This is a genomic window from Pseudomonas sp. OF001, from assembly GCF_904426495.1.
GTDB lineage: Bacteria > Pseudomonadota > Gammaproteobacteria > Pseudomonadales > Pseudomonadaceae > Geopseudomonas.
Genome location: NZ_CAJGBM010000027.1, coordinates 1 through 20,598 on the forward strand (window position 1 = coordinate 1; position 20,598 = coordinate 20,598).

Annotated in this window: 19 protein-coding genes and 1 pseudogene; 9 read left to right on the top strand and 11 right to left on the bottom strand. The window is 55.9% G+C overall.

Going from position 1 to position 20,598, the window contains the following annotated elements; genetic code table 11:
- Nucleotides 1-103: 103 nt before the first annotated feature.
- From RA210_RS22230 to RA210_RS15290, 4 genes are read left to right on the top strand one after another with little or no spacing between them, the layout of a single operon-like run.
- Complete coding sequence (locus RA210_RS22230) at nt 104-469, top strand: DUF2933 domain-containing protein (RefSeq protein ID WP_090352013.1); 366 nt, start codon at nt 104-106, stop codon at nt 467-469.
- Nucleotides 466-1,821 carry an MBL fold metallo-hydrolase RNA specificity domain-containing protein gene (locus RA210_RS15280; RefSeq protein ID WP_090352015.1) on the top strand — a complete coding sequence of 452 codons (1,356 nt, stop codon included), beginning with the start codon at nt 466-468 and terminating at the stop codon, nt 1,819-1,821. The genes RA210_RS22230 and RA210_RS15280 overlap by 4 nt, the downstream gene beginning before the upstream one ends.
- Nucleotides 1,822-1,835: 14 nt before the next feature.
- A complete protein-coding gene (cfa, locus tag RA210_RS15285; protein ID WP_231975662.1) occupies nt 1,836-2,972 on the top strand; it encodes a cyclopropane fatty acyl phospholipid synthase in 1,137 nt (378 codons plus the stop codon).
- Between the two features lie 34 nt (nt 2,973-3,006).
- The gene (locus RA210_RS15290) at nt 3,007-4,191 is read left to right on the top strand and encodes a methionine adenosyltransferase (protein ID WP_201487160.1); all 1,185 of its coding nucleotides are present in this window, start codon (nt 3,007-3,009) and stop codon (nt 4,189-4,191) included.
- Nucleotides 4,192-4,632: 441 nt separating this feature from the next.
- Here the strand turns inward: RA210_RS15290 and RA210_RS15295 are convergent, their stop codons facing one another.
- The 4 genes from RA210_RS15295 to RA210_RS15310 all read right to left on the bottom strand — a co-directional run bounded on the left by RA210_RS15295 (nt 4,633) and on the right by RA210_RS15310 (nt 8,465).
- Entirely contained in the window at nt 4,633-6,342 is a 1,710-nt protein-coding gene (locus RA210_RS15295) for an ABC1 kinase family protein (protein WP_201487162.1), read from the bottom strand.
- A gap of 145 nt (nt 6,343-6,487) precedes the next feature.
- Nucleotides 6,488-6,994, bottom strand: coding sequence for a TPM domain-containing protein (locus RA210_RS15300; RefSeq protein WP_201487164.1), 507 nt, complete (start codon nt 6,992-6,994; stop codon nt 6,488-6,490).
- Entirely contained in the window at nt 6,988-7,833 is an 846-nt protein-coding gene (locus tag RA210_RS21845; RefSeq protein WP_236574769.1) for a TPM domain-containing protein, read from the bottom strand. The genes RA210_RS15300 and RA210_RS21845 overlap by 7 nt, the downstream gene beginning before the upstream one ends.
- The gene (locus RA210_RS15310) at nt 7,833-8,465 is read right to left on the bottom strand and encodes a LemA family protein (RefSeq protein ID WP_090352023.1); all 633 of its coding nucleotides are present in this window, start codon (nt 8,463-8,465) and stop codon (nt 7,833-7,835) included. The genes RA210_RS21845 and RA210_RS15310 overlap by 1 nt, the downstream gene beginning before the upstream one ends.
- Before the next feature lie 517 nt (nt 8,466-8,982).
- On the opposite strand from RA210_RS15310, the gene pap reads away from it, so the two are divergent.
- On the top strand, nt 8,983-10,473 hold the full coding sequence (pap, locus tag RA210_RS15315) for a polyphosphate:AMP phosphotransferase (RefSeq protein ID WP_201487166.1): 1,491 nt from the start codon (nt 8,983-8,985) through the stop codon (nt 10,471-10,473).
- Between the two features lie 302 nt (nt 10,474-10,775).
- Here pap and RA210_RS15320 read toward each other — a convergent pair whose 3' ends face one another.
- On the bottom strand, nt 10,776-11,564 hold the full coding sequence (locus RA210_RS15320) for an inositol monophosphatase family protein (RefSeq protein WP_201487168.1): 789 nt from the start codon (nt 11,562-11,564) through the stop codon (nt 10,776-10,778).
- 99 nt (nt 11,565-11,663) lie between these two features.
- On the bottom strand, nt 11,664-11,924 hold the full coding sequence (locus RA210_RS15325; protein WP_201487170.1) for an AbrB/MazE/SpoVT family DNA-binding domain-containing protein: 261 nt from the start codon (nt 11,922-11,924) through the stop codon (nt 11,664-11,666).
- Nucleotides 11,925-12,534: 610 nt separating this feature from the next.
- Between RA210_RS15325 and RA210_RS15330 the strand changes: the two genes are divergently transcribed.
- The 4 genes and pseudogenes from RA210_RS15330 (at nt 12,535) to RA210_RS15345 (ending at nt 14,427) form a co-directional block, all read left to right on the top strand.
- Nucleotides 12,535-12,822, top strand: a complete 288-nt coding sequence (locus RA210_RS15330; RefSeq protein ID WP_144000622.1) for a helix-turn-helix domain-containing protein — start codon at nt 12,535-12,537, stop codon at nt 12,820-12,822.
- Nucleotides 12,823-13,172: 350 nt separating this feature from the next.
- Nucleotides 13,173-13,727 carry a DUF6088 family protein gene (locus RA210_RS15335; RefSeq protein WP_201487201.1) on the top strand — a complete coding sequence of 185 codons (555 nt, stop codon included), beginning with the start codon at nt 13,173-13,175 and terminating at the stop codon, nt 13,725-13,727.
- A gap of 14 nt (nt 13,728-13,741) precedes the next feature.
- Nucleotides 13,742-14,015 (top strand): annotated as a pseudogene (locus RA210_RS15340) (recombinase family protein); the annotation flags it as partial.
- Between the two features lie 46 nt (nt 14,016-14,061).
- Nucleotides 14,062-14,427: a histone-like nucleoid-structuring protein, MvaT/MvaU family gene (locus RA210_RS15345; RefSeq protein ID WP_201487172.1), complete on the top strand. Its 366-nt coding sequence runs from the start codon at nt 14,062-14,064 to the stop codon at nt 14,425-14,427.
- Between the two features lie 486 nt (nt 14,428-14,913).
- On the opposite strand, the gene RA210_RS15350 is transcribed toward RA210_RS15345, so the two are convergent.
- From RA210_RS15350 to RA210_RS15370, 5 genes are read right to left on the bottom strand one after another with little or no spacing between them, the layout of a single operon-like run.
- Nucleotides 14,914-15,132, bottom strand: a complete 219-nt coding sequence (locus RA210_RS15350; protein WP_201487174.1) for a BPSL0761 family protein — start codon at nt 15,130-15,132, stop codon at nt 14,914-14,916.
- A gap of 22 nt (nt 15,133-15,154) precedes the next feature.
- Nucleotides 15,155-16,447, bottom strand: coding sequence for a site-specific integrase (locus RA210_RS15355; protein ID WP_201487176.1), 1,293 nt, complete (start codon nt 16,445-16,447; stop codon nt 15,155-15,157).
- A complete protein-coding gene (locus RA210_RS15360; protein ID WP_201487178.1) occupies nt 16,444-16,983 on the bottom strand; it encodes a hypothetical protein in 540 nt (179 codons plus the stop codon). Before RA210_RS15360 ends, RA210_RS15355 begins: the two co-directional genes overlap by 4 nt.
- A 1-nt stretch (nt 16,984) precedes the next feature.
- Entirely contained in the window at nt 16,985-18,841 is a 1,857-nt protein-coding gene (locus RA210_RS15365) for a hypothetical protein (protein ID WP_201487180.1), read from the bottom strand.
- Entirely contained in the window at nt 18,828-20,582 is a 1,755-nt protein-coding gene (locus RA210_RS15370; RefSeq protein WP_201487183.1) for a hypothetical protein, read from the bottom strand. Before RA210_RS15370 ends, RA210_RS15365 begins: the two co-directional genes overlap by 14 nt.
- Nucleotides 20,583-20,598 lie beyond the last annotated feature (16 nt).

The window sequence follows — 20,598 nt, forward strand, 5'->3', positions numbered from 1 at the left end:
GTCATTCATTTGCGCATCCGTCGCAATGAGGGAGGGCCATCCGATGTGGAAGTAGCCTTGCCCTATCGTCACCCATCCCGCTAATCGCCAGGGAGCGCATACCATGCCCAGACACGACAGTCGATTTAGCAACGCAGGCCGTGCCAATTGGTTCTTTCTTGGATTTCTTGCCATCGCCGGCTATTTCCTGTTCACCGAGCATCGGGCCCACGCCATACCCTACCTCCCATTTTTGTTGTTGTTGGCCTGTCCCTTGATGCACCTGTTCATGCATGGCGGTCATGGTCATGGAGGGCATGAAGGACATGAGGGTGGACGGCGCGAAGGGCATGGTGCGCACGGTGGTTGTGGCGGCCATCGGCACACCAGTACAAGCGATAAGCAACAGCAGGCGCACAAGCACGGGCAAGAAGAAAAATCAGGTGGCGAAACTTCGCAGCAAGATCAATCTCAGGAGCGAAGGTCGTGAAACTACAGTTTCTTGGCGCCACCGGCACGGTGACCGGCTCTCGGTATCTTGTCACGGAGGGGGATACACGAGTGCTGGTCGACTGCGGTCTCTTCCAGGGAGTGAAAGCTCTGCGTCAGCGTAACTGGAAGCCCTTTCCAATCGCTCCGGCCGAGATCGACGCTGTCGTGTTGACGCACGCTCATCTTGATCACAGCGGCTACCTGCCTCGACTCATTCAAGAAGGATTCAGCGGGCCGGTTTATTGCACGCCAGCGACACGCGCCCTGGCAGAAATCTTGTTGCCGGACAGCGGCAAGCTGCAGGAGGAGGACGCTCTGCGTGCCAATCGTTACGGCTACAGCAAACATAATCCGGCCGAGCCGTTATATACGGCTCAGCAGGCAGAGCGGGCGCTGAAGGCGTTCGATGCACGTGATTTCCATGATGCCTTCGAGATTGGAGGATTGCGCGTGCATTTCACTCCAGCCGGGCACATTCTCGGTGCCGCATGCGTGCATATTGACAATGGCACTCGCACATTGTCCTTTAGTGGCGATCTGGGCCGGCCGAATGATCCGGTGATGAAGCCCCCGTTGCCGGTCAGGCATGCGGACTACCTTGTTCTCGAGTCCACCTATGGTGACCGACGCCATACGGTCGTCGACGTAGCCGAGCAGCTAGCGAAGATCGTCAACACAACGGTCAGCAGAGGCGGGACGGTCATGTTGCCGGCTTTCGCCGTCGGGCGCGCGCAGACTCTCATGCATCTGCTGACGCAGTTGCGAGCAGTAGGGCGTATTCCGGATGTGCCGTTTTACCTGGATAGCCCCATGGCTATCAATGTGTCACGTGTGTTCTGTCACTTCCGGGCCCAGCATCAGCTAAGCGACGCAGAGTGTCATGCCATGTGCGAAGGCGTGACCTATGTCCATACCAGGCAGGATTCGGAGGCGCTCAGTGCAGACTCATATCCGAAGGTGATTATTGCCGGCGCCGGCATGCTTACCGGTGGGCGAATTCTGCACCACCTCAAGGCCTTGGGTGGCAACCATCGCAACACCTTGCTGATAGCAGGCTATCAGGCTGAGGGTACGCGCGGCCATGCATTGATGAATGGTATGCGCACACTAAAGATCTATGGCGAATATGTGCCTATCAACTGCCAGGTTGAAGAGATCTCCAGTCTCTCCGGGCATGCCGATTTTAGCGAAATTGGTGATTGGCTAAGCCATTTTGAGCAACCACCGCGGCAGGTTTTTCTAACTCATGGCGAGGCATTGGCTGCTGACAGCCAGCGCCGTTACCTGGAAGAGCGCCTGGGGTGGAACGTCATGGTTCCGGAAATGCTCGACGAGTTCGTTCTGGATTGATCAGGAGCGCGCGGATGGGCATGACTCGAATTTACGAGAAACACAAGGTCAGAGGCCTGCAAGCTGTGCTCGATGCCGCCGGAGTCCACCTCGACGGCAGTCGACCGTGGGACTTACGGGTACACGATTCGAGGCTGTTCGGACGCCTGCGCCGACAGGGCAGCCTCGGTCTCGGCGAAGCCTACATGGACGAATGGTGGGACTGCGAGCAACTGGACGAGTGCGTCGCGCGTCTGTTGCGCGCGGGTGCCGATCACCGGCTCACCGGCAGTTTACTCGAGCGCTGGTACGAATGGCGGGCGCAACTGCTGAACCTCCAGTCGCGTTGCCGTGCCTGGATCGTTGGTGAGCGACACTACGACCTCGGCTATGAGCTGTTCGCACGCATGCTGGATCGCCGCATGACCTACACCTGTGGCTACTGGCAGGGCGCGGCTAGCTTGGAGGAGGCGCAGGAAAGGAAACTGGAACTGGTGTGCCGGAAACTCGGCCTAAAGGCGGGGGACCGCGTGCTTGACATCGGCTGCGGCTGGGGCAGTTTCGCCGAGTATGCCGCTTCCCGCTACGGCGCTCAGGTAGTCGGTATCACCATTTCCCGGGATCAGGCGCGTTACGCTGCCGAACGCTGTCGCGAACTCCCGGTGGAAATTCGCCTCCAGGATTACCGCGACGTGGACGGCTGCTTCGATCACCTCGTATCGCTGGGGATGTTCGAACATGTCGGCGTAAAGAATTACCGCATTTACATGGCGACCGCGCACCGTCTGCTGCGCGACGACGGTTTGTTCCTGCTGCATACCATCGGCAGCAACACCTCGGTGCATACGACCGATCCCTGGATCGGCCAATACATCTTCCCGAACGGCATGCTGCCTTCGATTGCGCAAATTGGCCTGGCCATCGAAACACGTTTCGTGATGGAGGACTGGCACAACTTCGGTGCCGATTACGACAAAACGCTGATGGCTTGGTACTCCAACTTCGAATGCCGCTGGCCAGAGTTGGCTGGGCACTACGACCAGCGCTTTTTCCGCATGTGGCGTTACTACCTGTTGACCTGCGCCGGTTCGTTCCGGGCGCGCAAGAACCAATTGTGGCAAATCGTGTTGAGCAAGCACGGCTGCGCGGGCGGCTACGGCCGCCTGCGTTAGGGCATCCACCAATCGAGGTGACGCGGGAGGGTACATGGGCGACGTGACCCGGTTCGTCATTACCACCTACAAACACTTGCACCGGATGAGCGAAGCCGAGATGTGCGAGCACAAGGGCATCGGTCATCCGGACAGCCTGTGCGATGGTGTCGCGGAGGCCGTGTCGCTGGCACTCAACCGCGCGTACCTGCAAGCCTACGGACGCATCCAGCATTACAACGTCGACAAGGCCTTGTTGATCGGTGGCGAGAGCCTGCCGCGCTTTGGCGGTGGACAGGTGCTGACGCCGATGCGCCTGATCCTGTGCGGTCGAGCCAGTCCCCTGCCGGACGCCGGGCTGGCTGAATTGGTGAGGGGCGCTGCATACCGCTATTTATCCGAAAACCTGCGCTGCAATCCGGCATTGTTCGAAATCGAATGTGCGGTACGCACCGGCAGCCCCAACCTGCAGCAGGCATTCGCACGCGGGATGTCCCACGCCCTGGCCAACGATACCTCCTTCGGAATCGGCTTCGCACCATACTCGCCCCTCGAGAAACAGGCGCTGCAACTGGGGACGCTATTGCACTCGGCCGAGTTTCAAGCGCGATTTCCGGCAGCGGGCGACGACTACAAGGTCATGGGCGCGCGGGTTGGCGACAGGATGACGTTCACCGTCGCGTTGGCGCTCATCGATCGGGAGATTCGTCATGCGGCAGACTATTTTGCGATCAAGCACGCGATTGCCGAGCATCTACGCGCGACCCTGGTGAGCCCCTGTCATCTCGCCATCAATACGCTCGACGATCCGAACGCGAGCGGTGTGGAGGGGATTTACCTGACCGTATCCGGATTGAGCGCGGAGCAGGGCGACGACGGCCAGGTCGGGCGCGGCAACCGCATGAACGGCCTGATCACGCCCTGCCGCAGCATGTCACTTGAAGCCGTAGCAGGGAAGAACCCGGTTTCCCATGTCGGCAAGCTGTACAACGCGCTCGCATGGGAAATAGCACGTGCCATCGTCGCCGAGGTCGAGGGCGTGGATGAAGCCACAGTGCAATTATTGTCGCGCATCGGCCAGCCAGTCGATCAGCCGGCGTTGGTGGCTATCGAGCTGGGGTGTAGGGGCAGGCTGAACGAACGCATGCGCCAGGAGACACGTAGTCTCGTGGATGTGCACCTGTCAGGCATTGAGCGCATCTCCGAGCGCCTGATACGTGGCGAGATACCGGCATTTTGAGCCCCTTCGTGGCAGCTCTATTAACTCACGTCTGGACTGAGCCCGGCAGCGGCGAGCACCGCTCCTGGCCTCCGAGCGTCGGGTTTAGTGCTTACAGGGCTTCCTGCATGGCTGGCAGAAATTCGCAATCGGTGACCTGGCTCAGTCCAGTTCCAGCAGGCTCGACATCCGCTTGAGGGGGCGTGTCCCGGGAAGTGGTGTAACGGAGGTCTAGCCGAAGCGCCTATGTGCCCGGCCGGATGAGCGTGGACTGGGGGGGCGGATGGCGTGGAATCCGCGGTGTTGCTCGCAACCCATCATTTCCCGGACAATTTTTCAAGCTATTCACGCAGGGCTATCTCGTCGAGTCCTCCGGTGTATTGCAGCGTGCCGTTGATCACGATGCCCAGACGCTCACCATGGAGGCCCCTTCTGGCTATTGGTATTTCACGCATTGTTTCATCATAGACTTCCTGAACGGGAAATGCCCCGCGCCAGGCGCACGGTGAACCATAACGCCAGCGCATAGCCGGCAGCCGCGAGCATCGGTATGTCCCCGAGCCGCTGCCCGATGGAGTTCAGCATCAGCAGCGAGGCGGCGATATAGAGGCCCAGCGTCACGAGTGCCAAGGCCATACGGTTACTTGCGCGGTCGATATGGCCCACCAGACGCTCCATTCCATGATGCTGCAAGCGAATTTCAAGGCTATTGGCGCGCAGGCGATGGATCAGGGCGCCGAGCTCGGCCGGCAGTTCTTGCGCCCCAGAGGCCATTTCGAAACGCAATCGCTGCCACCCAGTTTCGGCGCCGACGCCGGTGTTGGCTTCGAGCACCGCTTCGGCCTTGGCGAGTAGGCCTGCCAGCAGCTTGAACTCCGGGTCGAGGCTGCGCACGACATTTTCCATCAGCGCCATCGCCCGCATCAGCACCAACAAGTTGTGCGGAAGGCGCATATGGTGCCCCTCCCCAAGACGCGCGACGCGCAAGAACACTTCGGCGAGCGACCAGTCCTTGAGCGGCAACCCGGCATATTCTTCGATGATTTCCTGCAATCCGTGGCGGAACTCGTCGCGTTTCAGCTCCCCCTCCAGCAACCCCAACTCCACGGCAGCGTCGAGCAGCCATCCGCCGTCCTGATGCACGAACGCCAGCAGGAATGCCGCGAGATGGCGCCGCATGTGCGGACTCAGTACCCCGACGATGCCGAAGTCGTGGAAACAGAGTCGACCGTCCGCCCTGACAAACAAGTTGCCCGGATGCGGATCGCCATGAAACACGCCCATGGCGAATATCTGCTGGAGATAGGCCTCCACGAACACCTGCGCCAAGCGCGGGCCGTCCTCCCCGATCGAAGGATCATCCACGCGCCGCCCGCTGCTCATCTCCTGCACCAGGACCGACTCGCAGTAGAGATCGTCGATCAGCGCCGGCACGTAAACGGTGTCCGAGTCCTGGAAGGCTTCGACGAAATGCTTGATCTGGTGTGCCTCCTTGCGAAAGTCCGTTTCCTTGCGCAGGTTGGCCCATATCTCGTCGATGATCGTGAGTGGCTCATAGCGTCGCAGCCACGGCGAAAGCATGAGCAGCATGCGCATCACGCCCCGCAGCAAGCGCATGTCTCGATCAATCTCGGCCTTGATGTCGGGTCGCCGGATCTTCACGACCACCCGGCGACCGTCACACATCCGCGCCTTGTGCACTTGCGCAATCGAGGCTGCCGCCAAGGGTTGCGGCTCGAACTCGGCAAACAGCTCGGCGATGGGCCGGCCCAGGGCGCTCTCCACTTCGCGAACCGCGACATCGTTGGCAAACGGCGCGACCCGATCCTGCAGGCATTGCAGCTCCTGGATGTACTCCTCAGGCAGCAGATCGCGGTGCAGGCTCAATCCTTGACCGAGCTTGACGAACGCAGTGCCCAACTGCTCGAGCGTACCGCGCAAATGCTGTGCGGGCGTGATTGCCTGGTGCCGCAAGTGAAGGTGCACCAGCAGCCACCAGAACAGGTAACCGCCGATGGTGGAGATGATCTGGAACAGTCTTCTGAGACCAGACACGATGTCTCCTTGAGCACGCCCGCCGTGACCGAGCACGATCTGCTGTATCAACCCGTACAGGGTACAGTCGCCGTATTGAAATGCGAGCGATGCAAGGCCAGTGGGCGAAGGCCTCATGCACCGCTCGAGTTGCTCTGGTCAAGGCGCGCATCTGCAGAGGCATTGACGAAATGAACGCTGCTCCAGTCGTGTTTGGCTGGAAGAAGTTCGACCTGGAAGTTGCATGGTTCATAAGTGAATTAACGGAACGGACTTTTGGCGGTCACAGCAAAACCGGTTGATCGGGCAGCTCATTGCGCCCTCCGGCGGTTGCCGGGAAATGCTGTGCCATGAGCCTGGTTACGGCACGAATCCCTTCCAGTGCTCCCTCCTCAAAGCGCCCCAGCCTGAAGGCTTGCTCCATGGCTAAACAGATCTCCTCCCATGCACTGGCCCCGACTTGGGCATGAATGCCACGGTCGGCCACGATCTCGACGTCGCGATCGGCCAACAGCAGGTAAATCAGCACGCCGTTGTTGTGCTCGGTATCCCACGCCCGTAGCAGTGAGAAAACCTCGAGCGCTCGCTCACGCGGCGATTGTCCGCGCCATAGTTCGACTGCTTGCAATGCCCCTTCCACAGCAAAGCGGATCTGCCCGGCATGGGTGCACTCGCTCGCCGCAATCTCCGCCTGAATCGCGTTCAGCGTCTGTGGGGGGAAGGCACGCTTGAGCTGCCGGGGTGACATTGTCAGGTGGCGAACCACGCGCCTGTAGTTGTTCTTCACCATCGTCCCGATGCGCCTCCCCCGCCGAATCCGCCTCCACCACCACCGAAGCCGCCACGGCGGCGTCCACCGGGCCGGCCGCCGCTGTACCAGCCACCATGCCTGCCGCCTCCACCGAGAAGAATAAATACGAACGCCATCAGTCCTGCGCCAAGTGCAACCGGGGTGGCGTCGATCAGTAACCAGGTCAGCAGCGCCACTCCGGCGCCAGTTACCGACGCTGCTGGTAAACGCCCCAGCAGTTTTCGCAGCACCCCGCCCACCACAAAGACCAGCATCACAATCAAGGGAATCGATTTCGAGAGCTCATCCTGAGCCCCATTCGCTCCACGTTTGGGGGGCGGTAGTGGTTCGCCATCTATAATGGCGATCATCTGGTCTACGCCAGCCTCGATGCCGTCATAGAAGTCGCCTTGGCGGAAGCGTGGCACGATGGTCTCGCTGATAATGCGCTTGGCTGTGGCATCGTTGAGAACGCCCTCCAGACCATAGCCCACTTCAATGCGCAGGGTCCGATCATTTTTCGCAACGATCAGCAGTGCACCATCGTCGATCTTCTGGCGCCCCAGCCGCCACTGCTCGACTACCCGCAGGGAATACTGTTCTATCGATTCCTCTCCGGTGCTAGGGACAATTAGCACGGCCAGCTGGCTGCCTTTTGCTACCTCGAAGCGTTGCAGCTTGCCTTCCAGGCGGGCTACCTGCTCGGCCGAGAGTGACGCTGTCAGATCAGTGACCCGGGCCGTCAAGGGCGGCATCGCTACTGGTTGGGCCTCGGCCGCCAGGCACCAACCGAGGAGCAGTGCCAGCAGCCCGGCTCTCGCTGCAATGAGCGTACTCATCAGTTGCTCGGCTGCGGCGCGCCGCTTTGCGGTTTATCCGGAGAGTTCCCGAAATTCACCTGTGGGGGTGTGGCAATGGCCCGTTCGTTCTCAACGCTGAAGTTAGGCTTGATCTTGTAGCCGAACACCATCGCAGTCAGGTTGGAGGGAAAGCTGCGTACCGTGACGTTGTACTCCTGCACCGCCTGGATATAGCGGTTGCGTGCCACGGTGATGCGGTTTTCAGTGCCTTCCAGTTGAGCCTGCAAGTCGCGAAAGGCGGCATCCGCCTTCAGCTGCGGGTAGTTCTCAGACACCACTAGTAGCCTCGACAGAGCGCCAGACAACTGGGCCTGGGCCTCTTGGAAGCGGGCGAAGGCCTGCGGATCATTGACCAGCTCCGGCGTAGCCTGGATGCCGCCGACCCGGGAGCGGGCGGCCGTTACCTGCTCCAGCACCTCCTTCTCGTGGGCAGCATAGCCCTTGACCGTGTTGACTAGGTTGGGCACCAGGTCGGTACGGCGCTGGTACTGGTTCAACACCTCGGACCAACTTGACTTGGTTTGTTCGTCTGTCGACTGCAAGGTGTTGTAGCCGCAGCCGGAGATGCTAAGGACCAACGTAATGAGCAGCAGGCTCAATAGTTTTCGCATTGTCGTGATCTCCCAGCAAGCTGAAATTATTCTTCATATATAGCAGGCTTGTTTGGTGGTAGGCAACAAGGCTGGACTTTTTTGATTCTGACGGAGAGATTACGGTGGCGTAAGCTTTTGTTGGCTTGTGTTTCTTTGGCGGTTTTTCAATATTGTTTTCGGTGTTTGTGGTGATTCCGTTTCTGGTGGGTTGGCTTTCATTGGCTTGATGTTGTATTTATATGTATTTGGATCGTTTGCGCGGGATTTTTTGTGAATTTTATTTGGTTTTCCAGGCGGCCTGCGCTGTATTGAGTTTGGTTGTTCATCGGGGTTGTCTTTAGTGGTTGGTGTGTATGTTTTTAAGTGATGTATTGGATGAATCTGTAAGTCTCATGGGCTGGTGAGGTGGTCCCTCCCGCGGGGCCTTTCTCGATGAGTTAAGCCGGACAACCTGCTGCGGGATCTGGGGCCGAAATCACCGGCAAACGGCCGTCGATCAGTTACGCTGAAATCATCGCTGATCCAGGGGAAATCCATGTTCGAGTCCGCTGAAGTCGGTCACGCCATAGACAAGGCCACGTTCGATGCTCAGGTGCCGGCGCTTCGCGAAGCGCTTCTGGAGGCCCAGTTCGAGCTTGGGCAGCAGGCGCGCTTTCCGGTGCTGATACTGATTGCCGGCATTGAGGGAGCGGGCAAGGAGGAGACGGTCAGGCTGCTCAGCGAATGGATGGATCCGCGCTTCATCGAAGTCAGCACCTTCGATCAGCCGACCGATGAGGAACTGACCCGTCCGCAGGCCTGGCGCTACTGGCGACAGCTGCCACCTAAGGGCAAGGTTGGAATCTACTTCGGCAATTGGTACGACCAGATGCTGCAGGCACGAGTGCACAAGAAAATCGACGAGGCCCAGCTCGACCAGTTCATCGCCGGCGCCGAGCGGCTGGAGCGGATGCTCAGCGAAGAGGGCACATTGATCTTCAAGTTCTGGTTTCATCTGTCAAAGAGGTCAATGAAGGAGCGGCTCGAGACGTTGAAGGACGATCCTTTGCACAGCTGGCAGCTGGGTCCGCTAGACTGGCAGCAGTCGAAGACTTACGACAAATTTGTTCTTCACGGCGAGCGAGTACTACGTCGCAGCAGCCGCGAATACGCACCTTGGTATGTGATTGAGGGGGAGGACGAGCGCTATCGCAGCATCACGGTCGCTCGTATCCTTCTTGAGGGATTGCAATGCGCGCTGGAGCACAAAACACCGACGGTGCACGCTCATCATGCCGCGCCATTGGTATCGAGCTTGGACAACCGTGCCCTGCTGGACGCCTTGGACCTGAGCCGGACGTTGACCAAGCAGGAATATCAAGAGCAGCTTGTCGTCGAGCAGGCCCGCCTGTCCAAATTGATACGTGACAAGCGCATGCGCAAGCACGCGCTGATCACGCTGTTCGAGGGCAATGACGCAGCTGGCAAGGGCGGGGCTATCCGCCGTGTAGCCGCAGCCTTGGATCCGCGCCTGTACCGTATCGTGCCGATCGGTTCACCGACCGAAGAGGAGTTGTCCCAACCCTATCTCTGGCGCTTTTGGCGGCATATCCCGCGGCGTGGAAAATTCACCATCTTTGATCGCTCTTGGTATGGGCGTGTCTTGGTGGAGCGCGTCGAAGAGCTCTGCAGCCCGGCTGACTGGTTGCGTGCCTACGGTGAGATCAACGATTTCGAGGAGGAGTTGACCAACGCGGGGGTGGTGGTGGCCAAGTTCTGGCTGGCTATTGACCAGGAAACTCAGTTGCGACGTTTCAGGGAGCGGGAGGCTACTCCATTCAAACGCTTCAAGATCACTGCAGAGGACTGGCGCAATCGCGAGAAGTGGGACGCTTACTGCGATGCTGTGGGCGACATGGTCGACCGCACCAGCACTGAAATCGCGCCCTGGACGCTGGTCGAGGCCAACGACAAGCGTTTCGCCCGGATTAAGGTCCTGCGCACCATTAACGATGCGTTGGAGTCAGCGTTCGACCGGTCGGGTTGATGCCTGTGAGGCTAGTGACACCCACGGTTGGGGCTGGCCGTGCAGAGACCTCAGCAGGCTGTGAAGCGTTATTAATCTGTTCTGATTCTGTGCTTCATGCCGGCCTCATGAAGGGGTTGTGTCCCGAGATGTTAAGTGTCACTGAGTGATTACAGCCCTCAAGCTTGAATGTAGCTGCGCTACCAGCCCAACTCCTGAAGCCGGCGGCGGAGCTTTGAAAGCCACTCCGTCCTCCGCTTCGGGCGGATGCCGGCTAAAGCATACGCACGACCGCTTTCCCATTTTTGGGGAACACGGGGCGCTCAGGACGGGATCGAAAGTCGCTGCTGCCAAGGGCGTGCGGCCAGGCATTGACTGGCAGCCAGATTGCCACCGAAACAGCTGCGGCACAGAGGTTTGCTCAGGTCGTCGTAACGAATCGGATGGCCGTCTTGGTCAAGCAAGTCGCCGCCAGCGGCCTTGAGTAGGGCATGGCCGGCGACCACGTCATGTGGTGATACGGGATAGAGCGAAACCCCCGCGATGCCGTCGCCGGCGGCCACTCGGGCGAGGCGGTAGGCGATGCTGGGCATTGCGCTGAAGCCCGCCGGTGAGCAGAGTTCGGCATTCAGCTCCGGTTTCTGGTTGGCGGCGGTGCTTACGAAGACCACCGTACCGGCGTCGAGCTGCCGTACGGCCAAGTCGGGAGATATTAGAATGCCGTTACGCAAAAGGCCGGTCATGCCAGACTCCCAGCTGATGCAGTCTGGCCCGCACGGAGAAGTCGACGCATAGACGACGCCCAGTACTGGCTCGGAGTCCCTTAGCAATCCCACGGAAATGGCGGAGCCCGTCCGGCCTGCCAAAAAATCGGAAGTGCCATCGTTGGGATCCACCACCCAGCAATAGCGTGCCCCCGTCAGTGCGCTCCCGGTCTCCTCTCCCCAGAAGTCACCCTCCTGCAGTCGTAGCAGCCCTTCGCGCAGCAGGGTCTCGACTTCGAGGTCAATATCGGCCTTGTCCTCTTCCCCGCGCGGGCCTCCCGGGCGAGCGGCCTCGGCAGCGATGAGCTTTCCGGCGCGCAGAATCAGTGGAATCACTTCGTTCAGCATGGGCGGGCCTTGAGCCTACGTCTTCCAGCTGGCTCAGCGGCGCTCCCGTGGTGGCTCGTCGAGGCAACGACCGAGGAATCCTCGGTCGTTGGAATCAGCTCATTCATCCTTGGCTGACTCCGGTGACGCCGACTCCGCCTGTTCCTCGGCGAGTTCTCGCTCCCACTGGGCGACTAGGGCGTCGATGCGATCCGGAATCTTGGGCGTCTTCGACAGGACGAGGCGCGGACCGTCGCCGACCCAAGCCTCGACCAAGTACAGCGAGTCTCCAACTTGGAGATCGAGCCGCTGCAGAACTTCGTCGGGGATGCGCAGGGCTGGTTCCCCGTCCCAGTCTTCGATCGGTAGGTTGATCGGCATGGCCGAATTCCTTCTGTAATAGAGGTTTCCGCAGGGGGAGGCGACGGCGGAGCGCTGTTCGCGGTTCCCACCGCTCAGGCCGTCCGTATGTCCTCGGCAGCTGAGAAAATAGCGCGCTCAGTTCGCAGCCGAGACAGATCAGAGCATGTCCCTTCTATGTAGCAATGGCCACCCTCGATCACGTGGACGTAATTTGAGTACCCATCTCTATCGTCAACATCCACACGAAGCTCCTGTAGACGCTCCATTTTCCAGTCATCACTGCCATTCATGTAGCCGGGGCTGACTAGCATCACTTCTTCAACCCACATGCGATCGTGCTGCTCGCTGAGCAGCCGCTCAAGCTCTGGCGGGGATGGGATCAGCAACGTCCTGGTGAAGCTCTCGTCACCGGCTACATACCCGATGGTGGTGTAGAACCAGGGGCACCTGAGAGATAGCTCCACATAGCGCCAATGGAGTGAGTTCTCGTCCCCAAACAGCCTTCCCAGAGGCATTTCTGCCTGGCGGTATGTCACAAACATGGCCTTCGCCCCACAAAATGAACACTATAGATTGTAGCTCTATAGTGTTCAATGGGGCCTTATCGTTCCTTTTGCGAGAGCAGCAAATGGAACTGAAACAGGCATTCGGTACCGCCCTGAAGCGGCAGAGGCTGAGTAAAGGACTCCCACAAGAGGCTTTCTCGAACGTCAGCAGCCGAACCTACCTAAGCACGCTTGAGCGGGGGCTCAAGAGCCCTACGGTCGAGAAGGTGCATGAGATTGCATCTGCCATGGGGGTTCATCCGCTGACGATCTTGGCCGACTGCTACCTGCTACAGGACGAAACGCTCACCATCGACGATCTGTTTTCCCGCATTCGCATGGAGCTTGTCCAAAGCGAGCGGTCTGCCTGACACAGCGCCATCCAGATGCACCTATAGGGGTCGAGCAGCAGGCCAGGTTGTAGTGGTCGAGCTGAGCGCAACTGAATGGTCAGTGGGGATGAAAATCACTGCTCGATGACTGTGCATTAGGATGGGCAAGTCAGTGCAATTACATTGTGTGTACCATGGAATCGGTGAACTACCCGCGAGGTGCCCTCGTGTAGGGCAGAGTTCTGTTCAGCGAGGGCGGATGGCGACGACTCCCGACCTCGGATCTCAAGAAAGGGGGAGAGGGGGTGGCTGAGGTTAAAACAGAACACTTTGCGCCTCCCACCGAAGGTGCGTCCGTAACGGACTTGGCCTTCCGGCGCATCCAGCGCATGCCCAGGGGGCGATTGTTCAGCCGCGCCCTGCTAGCGGATCTGGGTTCCCCCGCAACCATTAGCAGGGCGCTGTCGCGTCTGTGCGCCCGCGGTGATCTGGAGCGCATCGTGCGCGGCGTCTACATGCGCCCCAAGCTCAACCGCTATATCGGCCGGGTCAGGCCGAGCGTGCAGCAGGTCGTCCGCCTGATCGCCCGGCGTAACAACGAAACCGTGCAAATGCATGGCGCTGAAGCGGTGCGACGACTCGGACTCAGTACCCAGATGCCGATGGTCCCGATATTTTACACCAGCGGATATAGCCGCACGGTGCGCGTAGGCGCCGCTGTCGCACATCTGCGGCATGTCGCACCTGACAAACTGCAATGCGCCGGCAGCCCTGCCGGCATAGCACTGGTCGCACTGCACTACATAGGCAGGAGGGGCGCTGACGATTGGGTGCTATCCCACCTAAAGGTTTTCTTGAGCGACGACGATCTCGCCATGCTTTACAGTTGCAAAATGCCCCTTTGGATGAGGGAATTCGTTCAGAGAGGCATACATCAAGATTAAACATGAACCCTGCTACCGCTGATACCTCTATCGTTACCAACCTGCTGTTGTCGGTGATGAGGGCCTTCGCCGAGTTCGAGCGCGCGCAGATCCGCGATCGGCAGCGCGAGGGGATCGACATGGCCAAGCAACGTGGCGCCTGCCGGGGCCGGAAGAAGGCCCTGAGCGACGGCAGGATTGCCGAGCTGCTCCGACGCGCCAAGGCTCGGGAGCCGAAGACCCGCCCAGACCCACGAGTTCGGCATCAGCAGGGCCGCCCTCTATGAGGGCCTGCGTGACGGCGAATAGCCGACAGCAATCGATTTGATTTCGTAACAAAACCTGAGGAGATGACATGTCCAAACTGGCCGAATTTCGGCGCGCCGAGCGTGAGCTGCAGAAGCAAATGGCCCTGCTAGAGCAGCTTCAGGCTGACGCCAGTCTGCAGCGCGAAATGGAGTTTGAAGACAACCTGAGGGCGCTGATGGCGGACTACGGCATGGATCTGGCGAAAGTAGTCGACATCCTCAATCCGCAGCCGGTCGAGTTTGAAGAGGCCGCGCCGGCTGCTGTGAAGCTGCGCCGCCCCCGCCAACTGAAGGTATATGTGCAGCCAGTTACCGGCAAACGCATCGAGACCAAGAGCGCAAACCATGCTCAGCTGAAGGCTTGGAAAGCCGAGTTCGGCGCTGAAGTAGTTGAGGGGTGGCGGCAAGCCTGAATAGCCAAGCTTGGCTTCGGGCAGCCACACGCCGCCAAGGTAGTGGGGCCGCTCGACTTTCAAAAGCAAGCCAGCAACAGTTGCCGGTAGTGCTGCGAAAAGCTGACCTGCTAGCTTGGCTCAGCGGCAATATCACTCAGTGAGTAGACGCCCGCCGAAGCGGCCTCAAGAGCCTGTCAAGGCTCACCTGCATTGCCTCTGCATCGCTTGCAGCCCCCATCTCCTCAGTCATTGAGCCAGCAGGGCGGCGGGCATGTGCACTTGGCTCAATACCGCGAGATCGATCCTGCCTTACTCCGGCAGACAGCGAGCCAGCCCTGGCGCCATCTCAGGATGCACTCGCGTTGGCTTGCAGCATGGACCACAGATACATGGGGCGTATCGAGCGGGTGAGGTGAACATCACCGTCGAGAAGCTGTGCCGCATCTCCAGCATGCTGAGCTAAGATCCAGCTTCCCTCCTTCCTCCAGTGTCGAAGTTACAGGGTTAGTCGATCCTGGAGCTCAGGAAAACCCATGGTAGTCCATCTTCGCGCTGCTCCTCTACCTTCCCGGCAAGCAGCACCTCATCGGTGGTCGGGTAATGACGCAACAGGCGATGCGCCTCAGTGCGCACGGCTTCGGGCAGCGTCTTGTCACGGGACAATTCGACCAGAAACTCGCGGGTATGAATGATCGAGCGGGTGCGCTCGCTTGGTATCGTCATGGCGTTTTCCTCATACCCTTCGTCAGGCTTCAATTATCTTGATTATCGCGGCCAGCGCCGCTTCTGGGGTCATACCTTTGCCGAGAGATCCTGCAATCTCTGCGATTGAGGCCAGCTTCGACGGTGCATTCCTCGATTCGTTCTCATGCGATTTAAGAATACTCTGAATTTCAGGGTCTTGTGTGAGGTGGACGTAAGTCGATAGGGTGTCTCTAGAGGCATGGAAAGAGTCTTTCTGAGCTGCCGATAACGCCACATCAAGGATGTTCGCTCTAGACATCTTGCTCAATTTGCTGATGTTTCTTGCTACCAAGATTGTGAAGTAGCGGTGGCGGAAGTTGTGATGTGATGTGCCTTTCAGTAAATTTGCGTGCTTGGATGATTCAATAACTTTTCGATAGTAAGAGTTGAATGTTTTTCGTGCTAGCGGTCTGCCTGTGCGTTCATTGACAAATATTTTGTCGTGAATTTTGCATGTGGGGTGGGCTTTTCTGGTTGTTATTATGAATTTGTAAATTTCTTGTAGCTCCGTGCGAGGTATCAAAACCTTGCGGAAGAAGCCCTTGTATTTTCCTTTAAGTACAGGTACTCCCTTGACTAAGTCGTTTTCTTCATAAGCTTTTATGATTGAGCTCGCAGGTATGCTAATAACCTCTTCGAGACGAGAGCCTGTATACTCCAAAAGGGTGCTAAATGCATACCATCTGTCGATAATGAACTGATTCTGGCTGTACTCGAAAATTGCTTCATGCCAAGCATTAATTTCCACGTTTCGAATAAAGCTGATTGGTTCGACAGGAGTATCCTGCAATTCCTCTATGCAGAGGTGAGATAAATACCGAAGAGACCTTTGCCTGTTTCGCCTGTAATGGTGTTCAATGGCGTTTATCTGATAGCCATTGGCCGACTGGTCACATGTCATCAGAGGGTGGAACGAATTCTCAGATTGTGTATATTCTAGGAGGGACAATATACGTCTTACAGTTCTTTTGATCGTGGTGGAGTTGGCGCGGTTGGCGACCTGTAGGTGCGTGACAAAGTCATACAGAGTTTCGTCGTCTGCCTCTAGAAGGGTTTTTTTCTTGTTTTCAAGGAAAGTCTGAAAGACATTTATGGTTTCGGCGTGACTGAATACTGTTTTATAGGACGGTCGCGCACCATAGCTGTTGGCGCCGCCGCCAAACTTTGTCAGGTAACTGTTCAGCTCCCAGCAAAAATTTCCCGCAGAGTCAAATAGTAGTGGTAATGGCTGGGGTTCACGATGGCCATGGTTAAAAAGGAAATCAAGATTCGGAGATTTGGCTATATGGATCATGGCTTCACCAGTGTCAGATGAGCCCTGTTGAGTGCTCTGGTATGGTTTTTAAGCACCTGCTGATATCTGAGGTCCCGTCGCGTTTGCTCATCTACTCTGGCCGTTAACTGCATGTATGCCCGGTAGACCTCGCCTAATGCATTTTGTAAGATCTCGATTTGGTCTTTGAGGTTCGCAATTTCTTCGCTCTGGGAGCGCTTTGTTAAGCGAGGCTTTGGCGGTGAGTCAGCATGTGATTGGGATTGTTTGTTGTAGGAGTCTAATGCGGCTGCTAGTTGATCGGAGTATTCAATATTGTAGGGCTCTCGTGAAGTGTTGTATGAGCAAGATGTGACGTCCAGTTTGGGGTCAACCCAGGCAAGCACAGATTTAAAAGAAACTCCGCGTTTGCTCCGATGTGCATCCAGCGAGGGAATGCTCCGGTTGTCTTTGACTGCATTCTTTATAAGGATGGTTTTAATCAGCAAGCTTTGTGTCTTCGCCTGCTTTTCTTGTAACTTTGCCTGGGAGGTCTCGCCTTTGGAATATCTGCTCATTTTATTTGCTCGCGTAGATATATATCTTCTGGTCGTTCAAGATCTTCAATTTTATGTTGCGGTGGCTGGATAGCTCTCGTAGATGCTCAGCTAGTAGCGCATGATCACCCAATTTTACCTGGAGAGAACATTCGGACAAGTCTTCCTCTAGGTCATCGTCCACCAAGACATCTTTGCCTACATTGCCCTCCAAGAATGCCGTGAGGAACTCAAGCGTTTCACGTTCCCAGTCAGCTTGCGTCGAAATGTCAGCGTAGTAAAGAGTTATACTTGGTTCGATGTGGCCCATCATCCAGCGTAGTGGCTCAATGTCTGTCCCTTCACTAAGGTAGAAAAAGAAGGCCGCGAAAAAGCGCCTGAACTGATGGGGGCGCGCATACCAGCGCTTTTGGTCAATCAGGGGAACTGCAATCCAGTCCGAATACTGATCCAGCATCTTACGGTTTACACGCTCATCTCGATCCACATCTTTATGCGTATCCGAGGGCCATATTGAGGCCATGCCTGGGTGGCGATCTTCCATGAAGCTAATGTAGTCGTAGATGAAGTCCCAAATGACTTTAGGTATCGGGCGTTTGATGATCTCCAGTTCATTGCTGCTGCTGGATTTTGGGATTTTTAACTTTATATCCCATAGACCATCCATCTTTGAGAGGGTGAGGCAATCCTTGTCTAGCAATGAGGCGCTCAGTAGTCGACAAGCAGTGAAGGTGTGTATCAGTATTCGAGTTGTTATGGCGTAGAAGTCGATTAGTTCCCTTGTGGATATGTGGTCTCGTAAATCGGCGTGTGACTCATATTTTCCTCTTGAAAATGAACACTTGCCGTAGGTTTTAATGTTTAGAGATTTTAGCTCATTAGGCATGGGGACTGCTTCCAGTACCTGCCGCTTGAAAATGTGGGAGTTGGATCTTATTGTGGATTTGGCGTATTTCGAAAGGATGTTTGCGGTGTAATAGGTGTCCAAGTCTTGTATGTACTTTCGGAGGCTTGGTGCGTAGTCTCTGTGAAACTTGATGGCGTGGCTGATGTAGTGAAATGCAATGTTTGTCGGCATCAGAGGGGTTTGATTTTTATTGGTAAATCCCTTTGATACGTCATTGAGCATGTCGGTGATTTCATGTTTTCCGATTTCAAATTGGTATTCTTGGTGCTCTTTGGTTATGTGTAGATACGAAATGTCGGTACATTTATTCTGGATTGTCGAAATGCTGAGCGCCTGATCGTTATCATCAAGTTCGTATGCGGAATCGAACTCTCGCTCGGAAGCAGCTGCGTCACGGTCTTTTAGTTTTTGAATTAAGGCTTTTCTGGTAATGGACGGAATGTCCATCATTGCAATTTTATCGCTAATGTTTTTGCGGTTTCTGACGGTCGAGCCCAGTTCTGCATTCAACGCCGATACATGAATGCCCATGGCTACTAAATCATGTGCTTCCAAAAAGCTTTTGATGTGGCCCTTGGTGATGTCGGACAGAGTAAGTATTTTCGGGGAGCGGTTTGAGGCTATTCGCAGCTCTAGTGCGTGATCGATGACTTCGAAAGCTGTTCGTATAAATCCAACCAGAGTGCTTGGTCTTTTTGATGTGGAACTTTCGATTAGGGCGATAGCAGACGATTTTAGATCTTTTGTTATCAGATTCCAGATCAAATCTGTTGCGTTGCTATTGTTGCAAAACTTGTAATTGAAGTTAACTTTTACGTATTTCGAGCATGTCGGTGACTGGCTAGGATCTACCTTAAATCCTGTCTTGGGAACGAACCATTCGAAAGCGGTTGACTGAGGATGTACCCAGTCAGGACGGTCAATAGGCGATGTAGATATAGATTCCCATTTTTGGATCTTAGACTTCTTCATTCAGGACTTCCTCGATGAATTCGAAGCTCATATTTCGTGGGGTCGCATCAGCCAACATCTTGACCATCTTTCTGCTACCCTCATCCTCGATCTTGGTGATGATGGATTTGCACGTTTGTATGAGGTCTCTATCGTTCCCGTATTTTGCATACGAGACAATAAGTTCAATTGTTTTGGATGAGCACAGGAAGTAAATTAGGCAGTGATCCTCATTGGCGCCCGTCATGCGGTTATTCCGCTGTAGATTTTTTACCAGCGCAATGAGTTGTTCTTTGGCAATGTCTCGTGTGTTGCCGTTGTTGTCGCCCTCAGCGGCTGATGCGCCATCAGATACGAAGAGCATTATGTTCTGATGGTCGCGAAGTTTTTTTCTGTGTACGAATTCTTGGATTTCAGGTGGGATGTAGTTCCTCAATGCTGTAAGAAGCGAATTGCCCAAATAAATGCTCGCCGAAAGTGTATCTCCACCGCTTTCAAGCCACTTCAATAAACCCTTGGATACCCTGATTTTAGGCATTGTTGGTCGGGCTTCGGCCACCCAAGAAGGCAGTGAGTTGATGATATCTCTAAAGGCTTTTTTTCTTCTTGTGCCAAGCATGCGGTATACTTCGGTTTCGCGGGTGCGAGTTTGGCTTGAGCCGTCCATTACAAATAGATAATTGGAGTTCAATGTTTTGGCGTGGAGTTGTCTCATTTCGAGCAGCATGCATAGAACAATGTTTGCATCAATGTTATTTGCTGTGGCATCGGCGGGATCGATGGTTCTAGGCGCGTAACGTTGTTTTAATGCGTTGGCTCTGGGTTTGAGTGTTGTTATCGTTACGCCACCATCTTCACGAATTGCGATGAACTCACCATCTTTGGTTTTTTGGACTTTGGAATTGCATAAGTCCGTGACGTTTATTCCAAGTTCGTCGACGATAATGCACATTGCGGCGACTGCAAGTTTATCTGTAATTCCAAGGTGCTGCTTGATCTTGCTGACCGACCAGGTGAAAGCATGATGAGCGCCTGGGAACGCTTTCCTTGTGTAAAGACCGCCTTGCTCTTCGGCGATGTAGGCGACGATGTTGATGAAGCCATTTGGGTGCGATTGCGAGAAGTAGCTTAAATTTTGCTTGGTTCTCAAATAGGCTATGTTTGGGTCTAAATTGTCAGTTGTTTCTCGAATCGCTACTATGTCGCTTTTTTGAATCATTTCTTGCGTTTTGGAGAATTCGCGATATCCATCGATCACAATCTTTTTGCACTTATCCAAAATGACTTTTCTGTGCTGTTCTATTTGTCGTGCGATATCGTTGAGCGCGGCCTCTAGGGAGGGGGCTCGAACTGCGTCAGCTAAGTTTAAGTAGCCAAGGATATTGCACTCCTTTTCGCTAAAAACGTCAGATGAAATTGGGGCGGGAGGGAACAGTGTATTGCTAGGCAGCTTTTTTGTCTTTTGTAACTTTCTTAAGTATTGCCGAACTGCCCCGTAGTCGGAGATGACAGTTACCTCCTTGACTGGCTGTTCTCCGCGCTCTGAGATCTGGGCCCGTCTCTCGGAGAGGTATTTGCGGCAAGCCGCTGTAATAATGTCTGGCTTCGCGTGCCACTCCGGATCGAGTTGGTGTGCCAGCAGCATGAAATCACGGATATGACTGGCTCTCCGCTTGGGAGGATGCTTGGTCATGTAGGCAAGGATGTAGTCAGGGCAGCAGTCTCTGATATCATCCAAGAAATTTTTCGGCGTCCTGCTCATCGATCCCTACCTGAAA

What these genes read in the sequence shown, in the direction of transcription:
- cfa (WP_231975662.1), top strand. Translation starts at nt 1,836, where the DNA reads ATGGGCATGACTCGAATTTACGAGAAACACAAGGTCAGAGGCCTGCAA.
- RA210_RS15295 (WP_201487162.1), bottom strand. Translation starts at nt 6,342, where the DNA reads ATGAGGCCTTCGCCCACTGGCCTTGCATCGCTCGCATTTCAATACGGC.
- RA210_RS15365 (WP_201487180.1), bottom strand. Translation starts at nt 18,841, where the DNA reads ATGAAGAAGTCTAAGATCCAAAAATGGGAATCTATATCTACATCGCCT.
- RA210_RS15325 (WP_201487170.1), bottom strand. Translation starts at nt 11,924, where the DNA reads ATGCCGATCAACCTACCGATCGAAGACTGGGACGGGGAACCAGCCCTG.
- RA210_RS22230 (WP_090352013.1), top strand. Translation starts at nt 104, where the DNA reads ATGCCCAGACACGACAGTCGATTTAGCAACGCAGGCCGTGCCAATTGG.
- RA210_RS15320 (WP_201487168.1), bottom strand. Translation starts at nt 11,564, where the DNA reads ATGCTGAACGAAGTGATTCCACTGATTCTGCGCGCCGGAAAGCTCATC.
- RA210_RS15290 (WP_201487160.1), top strand. Translation starts at nt 3,007, where the DNA reads ATGGGCGACGTGACCCGGTTCGTCATTACCACCTACAAACACTTGCAC.
- pap (WP_201487166.1), top strand. Translation starts at nt 8,983, where the DNA reads ATGTTCGAGTCCGCTGAAGTCGGTCACGCCATAGACAAGGCCACGTTC.
- RA210_RS15300 (WP_201487164.1), bottom strand. Translation starts at nt 6,994, where the DNA reads ATGGTGAAGAACAACTACAGGCGCGTGGTTCGCCACCTGACAATGTCA.
- RA210_RS15355 (WP_201487176.1), bottom strand. Translation starts at nt 16,447, where the DNA reads ATGATCCATATAGCCAAATCTCCGAATCTTGATTTCCTTTTTAACCAT.
- RA210_RS15330 (WP_144000622.1), top strand. Translation starts at nt 12,535, where the DNA reads ATGGAACTGAAACAGGCATTCGGTACCGCCCTGAAGCGGCAGAGGCTG.
- RA210_RS15345 (WP_201487172.1), top strand. Translation starts at nt 14,062, where the DNA reads ATGTCCAAACTGGCCGAATTTCGGCGCGCCGAGCGTGAGCTGCAGAAG.
- RA210_RS15360 (WP_201487178.1), bottom strand. Translation starts at nt 16,983, where the DNA reads ATGAGCAGATATTCCAAAGGCGAGACCTCCCAGGCAAAGTTACAAGAA.
- RA210_RS21845 (WP_236574769.1), bottom strand. Translation starts at nt 7,833, where the DNA reads ATGAGTACGCTCATTGCAGCGAGAGCCGGGCTGCTGGCACTGCTCCTC.
- RA210_RS15310 (WP_090352023.1), bottom strand. Translation starts at nt 8,465, where the DNA reads ATGCGAAAACTATTGAGCCTGCTGCTCATTACGTTGGTCCTTAGCATC.
- RA210_RS15370 (WP_201487183.1), bottom strand. Translation starts at nt 20,582, where the DNA reads ATGAGCAGGACGCCGAAAAATTTCTTGGATGATATCAGAGACTGCTGC.
- RA210_RS15335 (WP_201487201.1), top strand. Translation starts at nt 13,173, where the DNA reads ATGCCCAGGGGGCGATTGTTCAGCCGCGCCCTGCTAGCGGATCTGGGT.
- RA210_RS15350 (WP_201487174.1), bottom strand. Translation starts at nt 15,132, where the DNA reads ATGACGATACCAAGCGAGCGCACCCGCTCGATCATTCATACCCGCGAG.